The 8,859-nt window shown below is 71.4% G+C and carries 10 protein-coding genes; 3 read left to right on the top strand and 7 right to left on the bottom strand.

The features are described 5' to 3' along the window. Window positions 1–23: 23 nt before the first annotated feature. Window positions 24–731 (bottom strand): transcriptional repressor LexA, encoded by a 708-nt coding sequence (gene lexA, locus VFL99_RS12855; RefSeq protein ID WP_325106763.1) that lies wholly within the window; start codon window positions 729–731, stop codon window positions 24–26. A 236-nt stretch (window positions 732–967) separates the two neighbouring features. On the opposite strand from lexA, the gene VFL99_RS12850 reads away from it, so the two are divergent. Further along, window positions 968–1,480, top strand: coding sequence for a LysM peptidoglycan-binding domain-containing protein (locus tag VFL99_RS12850; RefSeq protein ID WP_325106762.1), 513 nt, complete (start codon window positions 968–970; stop codon window positions 1,478–1,480). A 164-nt stretch (window positions 1,481–1,644) separates the two neighbouring features. Here VFL99_RS12850 and VFL99_RS12845 read toward each other — a convergent pair whose 3' ends face one another. The 3 genes from VFL99_RS12845 to solA form a co-directional block, all read right to left on the bottom strand. Next, a complete protein-coding gene (locus VFL99_RS12845; protein WP_325106761.1) occupies window positions 1,645–3,387 on the bottom strand; it encodes an FUSC family protein in 1,743 nt (580 codons plus the stop codon). A gap of 138 nt (window positions 3,388–3,525) precedes the next feature. Next, window positions 3,526–4,449 carry an AEC family transporter gene (locus tag VFL99_RS12840; protein WP_325106760.1) on the bottom strand — a complete coding sequence of 308 codons (924 nt, stop codon included), beginning with the start codon at window positions 4,447–4,449 and terminating at the stop codon, window positions 3,526–3,528. An 80-nt stretch (window positions 4,450–4,529) separates the two neighbouring features. Then, window positions 4,530–5,666: an N-methyl-L-tryptophan oxidase gene (gene solA / locus VFL99_RS12835; protein WP_325106759.1), complete on the bottom strand. Its 1,137-nt coding sequence runs from the start codon at window positions 5,664–5,666 to the stop codon at window positions 4,530–4,532. A 229-nt stretch (window positions 5,667–5,895) separates the two neighbouring features. Between solA and VFL99_RS12830 the strand changes: the two genes are divergently transcribed. After that, window positions 5,896–6,918 (top strand): ABC transporter substrate-binding protein, encoded by a 1,023-nt coding sequence (locus VFL99_RS12830; protein WP_325106758.1) that lies wholly within the window; start codon window positions 5,896–5,898, stop codon window positions 6,916–6,918. 22 nt (window positions 6,919–6,940) lie between these two features. Here the strand turns inward: VFL99_RS12830 and VFL99_RS12825 are convergent, their stop codons facing one another. Further along, complete coding sequence (locus tag VFL99_RS12825; RefSeq protein ID WP_325106757.1) at window positions 6,941–7,240, bottom strand: J domain-containing protein; 300 nt, start codon at window positions 7,238–7,240, stop codon at window positions 6,941–6,943. 144 nt (window positions 7,241–7,384) lie between these two features. After that, the gene (locus VFL99_RS12820; RefSeq protein WP_325106764.1) at window positions 7,385–7,816 is read right to left on the bottom strand and encodes an Hsp20/alpha crystallin family protein; all 432 of its coding nucleotides are present in this window, start codon (window positions 7,814–7,816) and stop codon (window positions 7,385–7,387) included. Between the two features lie 135 nt (window positions 7,817–7,951). Between VFL99_RS12820 and VFL99_RS12815 the strand changes: the two genes are divergently transcribed. Then, the gene (locus VFL99_RS12815; protein WP_325106756.1) at window positions 7,952–8,293 is read left to right on the top strand and encodes a MerR family transcriptional regulator; all 342 of its coding nucleotides are present in this window, start codon (window positions 7,952–7,954) and stop codon (window positions 8,291–8,293) included. Between the two features lie 71 nt (window positions 8,294–8,364). Here VFL99_RS12815 and VFL99_RS12810 read toward each other — a convergent pair. After that, window positions 8,365–8,859, bottom strand: a 495-nt coding sequence (locus VFL99_RS12810; RefSeq protein WP_325106755.1) for a hypothetical protein, incomplete at its 5' end; no start/stop codon positions are given.

Raw genomic sequence — 8,859 nt, 5'->3', positions numbered from 1 at the left:
CCCGGCGCCGCGGGGCCTGAGGCTCAGACCCGCCGCAGGACGGCGGTGACCTTCCCGAGCACCGTGGCGTGGTCGCCGTCGATCGGCTCGTAGGCCGGGTTCTGCGGCAGCAGCCACACGTGGCCCTGGTCCCGCTTGAACGTCTTCACGGTCGCCTCGTTGTCGAGCAGCGCCGCGACGATCTCGCCGTTGTTCGCGGTCGGCTGCTGCCGCACGACCACCCAGTCGCCGTCGCAGATCGCGGCCTCGATCATCGAGTCACCGACCACCTTGAGCAGGAACAGCTCCCCCTCGCCGACGATCTGCTTCGGCAGCGGGAAGACGTCCTCGACGACCTCCTCGGCCAGGATCGGCCCACCGGCGGCGATCCGCCCGACCACGGGGACGTACTCCGCGCTCGGCCGCTCGTCGCCCATGCCGGTCTCGTCCATGGTGCTGTCCGGGTTGGGGTCGCCGGCCCGGTAGCCGCGCCCGCTCGACCCGGGGGAGACCACCTCGATCGCGCGCGGCCGGTTCGGGTCGCGCCGCAGGTAGCCCTTGCGCTCGAGCGTGGACAGCTGGTGCGCCACGCTGCTCGGACTGGTCAGGCCGACCTGCTCGCCGATCTCGCGCAGGCTCGGGGGATAGCCACGCCGGTCGATCGAGTTGCGGATGACCTCGAGCACGCGCCGCTGCCGCGTGGTCAGCCCCTCGCTCTTGTCCCGCTCGGGCATCTCGTGGATCTCAGCCATGGTCTTCCCCTCCTGGTTACCGACGGGACGCCGAGCTCGGGCCGGCGTGGTTGTCGGTGGTGCCTGCTTGGCTCTCGGACATGAGGACAGCGTACGAGGACCGCACACACTTCTCAAACATTCGTTCGAGGTGTGTCTCGACATCGTCCGCGTCTCGTGCTAGACATCGTACAGAGTTCCTATCGCACACGCGTTCGGTCATCCACAGCCAGGACGCACCGACGGAAGGGGAAACCATGGCGGCAGCCACCTGGGAGCAGCTCACCGACTTCGGTATGCCGGGCCGCACCGACGGCAGCTCGGCGCTCAGTCCCAGCCGGGACCGGCGGGCAGCCACGCCCGGCCGGCGGCGCGGCCGCCACCTGCGCCTGGTGCCGACCGGTCCGGACGCCCAACCTCGAATCACCCCGCCGGCCCGGCGGGCGCCGGAGCGGGCCGCCCGCCCACGGGTCATCGCGCAGGAGCAGAGCGTGCGGATCACCCGGCGCGGCCGGCTCGCCGTCACCCTGCTCGTCACCGCAGCAGTGATCACCCTCGCCGCGACCATGTGGTCGGCCGGGGCGCCCGCGGTGCCGACGATCGACCACACCACCACCGTGGCCCCCGGTCAGACGCTGTCGCAGATCGCCACCGAGCAGATGCCCGGAGTGCCGATGCAGCAGGCGGTCAACCAGCTCCAGCTGACCAACAACCTCAGCTCCGCTGACGTGCACGCCGGGCAGGTGCTGCAGATCCCCACCATGCCCTGACGACTGGAGCCCCCTCGACCTGGGCTCCCCTCGCCGCGCCGGCTCTTTGCCACCGGCCGGCGCGGCGAGACGACAAGGCCGGACCGCGATCCCCTCCTGCGGTCCGGCCTTGTGCGTCTGCTCGGGCGCTTTGTCACCGCACCAGGCAGGCCCGGGGGACCGCGTCAGGACGTCAGCCGAGCCAACACCGCGAACCCCTCGTGCTCGAGCCGCCGGAAGCTCTCGGCCGGCAGGTCCTCGGGGGAGGGCTCGCCGGAGGCGGCGTCGTAGGCACTGCGCATCCGCTGCAGCGCCAACGCCAGGTCGCGACCGGCCGCCAACTGCTCCGGCTGCTCTCCCTCGGCCAGCAGGTCGCGCCCGCGTCGCAGCGTCACCTCGGCCTGGCGCATCGCCTCGCGGAGGGCATCGCCGAGCCGGTGGTTGGGGATGGCCACGGCGACCAGGACGCCGATGACCGCGCCGACGAGCGTGTCCAGCAGCCGGTCGCGCGCCAGCGTGGTGACCGGGATCGCGTGCCCCACGTGGGCCAGCAGCAGCGCGACGGGCGTGGCGAACACCAGCGCGAACGCGTAGTTCACCATCACGGTCAGTTCCGCCAGCACCTGGAAGATGATGACCAGCACGATCGCAGAGCGGGCCTCGGGCGCCACCCACAGCAGCGCGACGCCGATGAGGAGCCCGAACCCGGTGCCGACGGCGCGCTGGATCCCGCGGTGCAGCGTCGAGACGGTGTTCACCGACTGCAGCACGGCCGCCGCCGACACGGCGGCCCACGAGGTGTGTCCCAGCCCGGCCGCGTGCGCCACCACGCTCCCGATGAGGGCGGCCACCAGCACCCGCAGCGCCAGGGGCACGTATGGCGAGGACAGTCGTAGGTCGCGCAGCGTGGACCCCCAGCGCCGCACCACCGGCGTGCGCGACATGTGCCGCAGCGAGGAGGGCGAGGCGGGATGCGTGAGCAGCGCCGACGGCTCGGTGAGGATGGCCGCCGCGGCCTGCCGCTCGGCGAGGTCGGTCTCCGCCGAGCGGCTGGGCGGGACCGAGGGGGTCCGGCCGAAACCGCGCAGCTGCGACGCCAGCCGCAGCAAGGTCCCCGTGTCGACGACCTCGGGCACCTCCGCATCCGGGTCACCGCGCCCCACGGCCCGCTCGTGCGCGTGCCGCGAGCGCTCCATGGCGGTCTCGGCATACGCGCACAGCGCCTCCAAGCGCCCGGTGACGACGCCGACCTTGGCCGAAGCGAGCACCTGCCAGGCCCGCTGCAGCGCGACGCCGGCGCGGTGCCGCGCGGTGGGCTCCAGCTCGGTGCCGATGGCCACGACCCGTTCGGCGACCGCCTCGAGCGCCCGTGCCACCGCGATGCGCTCCGGCCCGTGGTGGCGGATCAGGTAGCCGGACATGCACACCAGCCAGCACCATGCGGCCGCCAGCCCGCTGGTCAGCGCGGCGACGGGGATGGCGGAGCCGTCGACGGGCAGCTCCGCGCAGACCGCGATCGCGAACACCGGCATCAGCCCGGCCGGCGGCCCGACCCGGGCGGCGTCGGCCAACAGCTTCGACAGGCCCGCGAACACGGCGACCACCACGATCGACACGACCACGTTCCCGACCAGCGCCGCCACCGCCGTCCCGGCGACGACGGCCGACGTCAGGAACAACCCGACGGCGGCGAGCATCGGGGCGCGCACGGCATACGGCTCGTTGCGGCCGTAGAGGGAGGTGAACCCGCCGAAGGCCGCGAAGACCAACAGGTCGATCCGGCCGAGCGCGAAGAGGAAGAGCAGCGGCGCCCCCATGCCCACGCCGGCGGCGAAGGCGGGGACGACGGTCGCGTCCGGGCGGCGTGGCCGTAGCGCTCCGCGGAGCAGGAGGTGCTCGAGGCGGCGGAGCTGGGGCGGGACGGACACGGCCCATATGGTGCCGTACCCGCGCTCCAGGCCGGTGCCCGCCACCCGCGACCGACGACCCCGCGTGTGGCGTTTCGCCCCCGTCCGAGGCCGCGAAACGCCACCGACCAGGTCGTCAGTCGCGCAGGGGACGGCGGCTCACGCCAGCAGCGCGGTCAGCACGAGGATGGTCGGCACGGACAGCACCGTGGTGACGAAGATCGCGTCGCGGGCGAGCACGATCGAGCGCTGGTAGCGGCTGGCGTAGATGAAGATGTTCTGAGCCGTCGGCAGGGCCGCCATCACCGTCACGGTGAGCAGCTCGTGCGGGGACAGGCCGAAGAGCCAGCGGCCGGCGGCATACGCGGCGACCGGCTGGACCACGAGCTTGAGCAGCGCCACCCCGGTGACCTGCCCGCGGTTGACGCCGCCGAGCGGGCGGGGGCCGAGGCGCAGGGAGATGCCGTACGCGAGCAGGGCCGCCGGCACCGCCATGTCGCCGACGAGCGTGACCGGGTCGCCGATCAGCTTCGGCAGCGTCCAGCCGCTGATCGACCAGAGCAGCCCGAGCAGCGTGCCGACGGTGATCGGGTTGCGCACCGGCATGGTGAGGATCATCCCAAGCGACACGCGCCGCCCGGAGGTGACCGAGTCGAGCACCGCGAACGCCGTCGGCGCGAGCACCACCAGCTGCAGCAGCATGACCGGCACGACCGCGGCGCCGTTGCCGAGGGCGTAGATCGCGATCGGCAGGCCGAGGTTGCCGGCGTTGACATAGCAGCTCGCGAGTGTGCTGATCACCGTGTCGTCGGTGCCGAGCCGCCACACCCGCCGGGACAGCAGGACCTGCAGGCCGGCGCTGACCGCGATGCTGAGCGCCGCCACGGCCAGCGGCGCGGACAGCACCTCGTGCACGTCGCTGCGGGCGAGCAGCCGGAACAGCAGCGCCGGCGTGGCGACGAAGAAGGTCAGCCGCGTCAGCATGCGCTGCGCCTCCTCGCGCAGCACCCCGAAGTGCGCCAGCCCGAACCCCAGGGCGATCACCGCGATGATCACCCAGAAGCCGGTCAGCACCCCTTGCACGGGGGTTCAGTCTGTCCCGTATGCCGGGTGCTCACCTCGCCGGGTCCACCCGCCGGGCCCGCACCGGCGCGGCGCCGCGGCTACCGGCGCAGCGCGGGCCGGGCCGGGTCGAACAGGCTGACGTCGTGCGGGGTGGTGCCCTCGGTGGCGAGGTCGGCCAGGATCTCCCCGACGAGCGGGGTGAACTTGAACCCGTGCCCGGAGAACCCGGCGGCCACGCTGACCTGGGGGTACTCCGGGTGCCGGCCGAGGACGAAGTGGCTGTCGGGGGTGAGGGTGTAGAGGCAGGTCACGGCGCGAGTGTGCTGGGCCAGGGCGGGGAGCTTGCGGCGCATCGTGACGTCCATCTCCGCGACCTCCTCGGGGTGCACGACCCGGTCGACGTGGTCGGGGTCGGCGGGCACCGGCCGGCGGAAGAACGCGACCTTGACCTCGGTCTCGCCGGGCAGGGCGGGGAAGCCGTAGACCTCGTCGCCGTCGGGGTCCTCCCAGATCCAGACCGGGTGGCGGCCGACGGCGAACGGCTCGGTGCCGCCGGTGGGGGCGTACCAGTGCAGGATCTGCCGCTCGACGGTCAGGGCGATCGGCAGGTCGAGCAGCCGGGGCGCCCACGCGCCGGGCGCCAGCACGAGGTGTCCGGCGTCGAACGACTCCGCCGCGGTGCTCACCCGCACCCCGGACCCGGTGGCGCGCCACCCGGTCACCGGCTCGCCGAAGCGCAGGTCGGCGCCGTCCTCGGTCGCGGCCTCGACCTGCGCACGGACGGTGGCCTCGGGCCGGACGAACCCGGCGCGCTCCTCGTAGAGGGCCACCTCGTCGTCGCCCGGGCTGAAGGTGGGGAACCGCTCGCGCAGCCCGGTCGCGTCGAGCAGCTCGTGCGGCAGGCCCCACTGCTCGGCGCTGCGGCGGCTGCCGGCGACCGCGCCCGAGTCGGGCCGGCCGATCATGACACCGCCGGTCTCGGTCAGCAGCCGCTGGTGCGCCCGCTCGCCGAGCTCCTCCCACAGCGGGTAGGCGTGCTGCAGCAGCGGCACGTACGAGGGATGCTCGAGGTAGGCCTGCCGGATCATCCGCGAGTCCCCGTGGCTGGAGCCGCGGTCGTGAGCCGGCGTGAACTGCTCGAGCCCCAGCACCCTTAGCCCGCGGGCGGCCAGGTGCCGGGCAGCCGAGCTGCCCATCGCACCCAGACCGACGACCACCACGTCGTATGCCGTCACGCGGCGTCACCTCACTCGGATCGTTGGCAGCGCGCTGGACCTGCAAGCGGGCTGGGCGCTGGCTGACGAGTATGCCGCAGCCCCCTGTGCCTCTCCCATGAGCGGCCGGACTCGTTGTGGATCAGCGCAATTCAAAGGCTTGAATCCTGATCTGGCGGACGTACATTGCTCGGTGACATCACCTGTCCGACGACAACTCGTCGCCATGAGGACTCGGCAGGAGGGCACCATGGGCAACAGGCAGCTGACCGGTGTGACGGCGGTGGTGGGAGGCGCCGTGGCGCTCACGCTCGTCGCGGCGTGTGGGTCGTCACCGTCCGCGAGCTCCTCCTCGTCGAGCTCTTCGGCGTCCAGCTCTTCGGCGTCCAGCTCGACCGCCTCCTCGAGCTCGATGTCGAGCAGCCCGAGCAGCTCCGGCAGCGCCGGTGGGGCAGCCGGCGCTGCCGGCCTCACCGCCGGGCTCAGCAAGGATCCGAAGCTGGCGGCCTTGGTGCCCAAGCAGATCCGCTCCAGCGGCTCGGTCACGGTCGCCACCGACCCGACGTACGCCCCGATGGAGTTCATCGGCAGCAACAACACCACGATCGTCGGGGTGGACCCCGACCTCGGGGCGGCGCTCGGCAAGATCCTGGGCATCACCTTCAACTTCCAGAAGGCGTCCTTCGACGGGATCATCCCCGGGCTGGCCTCGGGCAAGTACCAGCTCGGCATGTCCTCCTTCGGTGACACCAAGCAGCGGGAGAAGGTCGTCGACTTCGTCACCTACATGCGAGCCGGGACCCAGCTGCTGGTGCCGAAGGGCAACCCCAAGCACCTGTCGCCGCAGGGCATGTCGCTGTGCGGGCAGACGGTCGCGGCGGAGAAGGGGACGATCCAGGACCAGGACATCGCGGCACGCAGCAAGAAGTGCGTGTCCGCGGGCAAGAAGGCGATCAACGAGAAGACCTACCCCGACCAGAACAGCGTCAACCTCGCCCTGTCGACGGGGCGCATCGACGCGGCGCTGGCCGACTCCGGGGTGGCCGGCTACATGGCGGCCAAGTCACACGGCGCCTTCCAGACCGCGGGGAACGCCTACTCGCCGGTGCCGTACGCCATCGCCGTCCCGAAGAACGACGGCACCTTCACCAAGGCCTTGCAGGGCGCCATGAACAAGCTCATCGCGAGCCCCGACTACCTGAAGATCCTCAAGAAGTGGTCGGAGACCCAGGGGGCCATCACGAAGTCGCAGATCAACGTGGCCAAGAGCTGACCGGCTGTCCGCCCAACCGGTTTCACTGGCGGGGTGAGGGCCACCAGTGCACCGGTCCCGCCTGGATCGGTGGGTCTGCTCTGCGTTCCGTCGGTCGGACCACAGTGGAGCGAGGCGGCGGCTCGGACGCGATCTCCGCGCGTTGCTGCAACTCCCGGTAGGCCGTCATGACCGCTGTGAGCAGGCGGTCGCCGTCCTCACCGGTGATGCGGGTATCGGGGTGGTAGCGACGCATCAGGCGTCGGTAGGCCCGGTTGACCTCCTGTGGCGTGGCATCCGGTGGCACGCCCAGAACGGCAAAAGGATCCCGTCGAGCACTCATCGGGCAGTAGTGGTCCGGACGCCGGACGGAGGCCGGCCGTGCCCCGCCCCTGCGAAAGGCACGGCCCGCCGCCCCTGGCGCTGCCGGTTGACCTCCCTCCTGGATGACTGACCACTGAGGGGTACTGGGCCGCCGGTCGACCGGTCAGGCGCTGATGGCCTGCCGCTCGGTCGAGCCGGTGCTGATCTCGATCTTCCGCGGCTTGGCGTGTTCCGCCACGGGGATGCGCAGGGTCAGCACACCGGTCTCGTAGCTGGCGCTGACCGCGTCGGTGTCCAGGTTGTCGCCCAGGACCAGTTGGCGGCTGAAGACGCCCCGGGGTCGCTCGGCGGCGATCAGCTCGCCGTCCTCGGTGCGGTTCGGGCGCTCGGCCTTGACCGTGACGACGTTGCGTTCGACGTCGAGGTCGATGGCATCGGCGGCCACGCCTGGCAAGTCGAACTCCACCACGAACGTGTCGCCGTCGCGCCAAGCGTCCATGGGCATCGCCGCTGGGTGTGCGAGCGTGCCGTTGCCGCGCAGCATCTGCTGGGTGAGACGGTCCAGTTCACGGAACGGATCGGTACGCATCAACATCTCGACCACCTCCAACTACTCCTTTCCAGCCGTCGTGCCACAGACGGGACAAACTGTGGCAATCGCTATAGATTTCATATAGCACTTGTGAGAATATGGCGCAAGAGGCTCATTCAACGGAAGTGGGGAGTGCCCGTGGAGGACGGCCGACCGCCGCGTGGTCAAGGCGTCTACGGGATCTCCGTGGCCGCCGAACTCGTCGGCATGGGCATCCAGCGGCTGCGCCTGTACGAGTCGCGGGGGCTCCTCGAGCCGGCACGCACCCAGGGCGGCACCCGGCGCTACAGCGAGGACGACCTGAGCCGGCTACGCCGAATCGACGAGCTGCTGGGGGCCGGCCTCAACCTTGCGGGGGTGGGGATGGTGCTGGACCTCGAGGCGGCCAATGACCAACTCGAGGTGACGAACGGCCAGCTCGAGGCCGAGAACGACCAATTGCGAACCGAGCGCGAGGAGTACCGGAGGCAGCAACGATGAGTGAGCGAGGCCACGAGAGCAGTGCGGCCCGAGCGACGAGTTGAGCTGATGGTGTCGGCGGTGTTACCGCACTAGGCGTCGGCGTCGTCAGGATCAAGGCGCGGTAGCGCCCCCGTCGCCGGGGCAACGTTCTCCTCGTCCTGGGCCTCATCGGTGACCGGCTCGAGCGGTCCCTGCAGCTGGGACCACATCTTCGGCAGGTGCTCGAGCGGCGCGAAGTAGCCGGTGGTGTCGGCGTCCATGATGAGCGCCTCGATGCCCGAGGACTCGTAGTCCGTGACGTGCGCCACGACGTCGGCCGGGCTCATGGCGAGCTGGTCGATGACCTGCTCGTCGGCGACAAAGCCCTGGGTCTGCGCGAAGTCCAGCGCGCGCTCGCGGGTGGTGAAGCCCAGCAGCATGTTCTGCCCCTGGATCGGCGTTGCTGCCGGCGTCCACTGCCCCGGCTCGCCCATCGGCACGAACCACCAGCGCTCCAGACCGAAGGTCTCGTCCCACAGCTTCTTGACCGTGGACGTGTCCTCGGGCGTCGCCGCCACGCGGCGCGCCAGGTGGTCCGTGATCGT

This window comes from Segeticoccus sp. (genome assembly GCF_035708005.1).
Note: the sequence above shows the minus strand (reverse complement) of the source record. Positions and strands in the feature narration are given on the sequence as shown.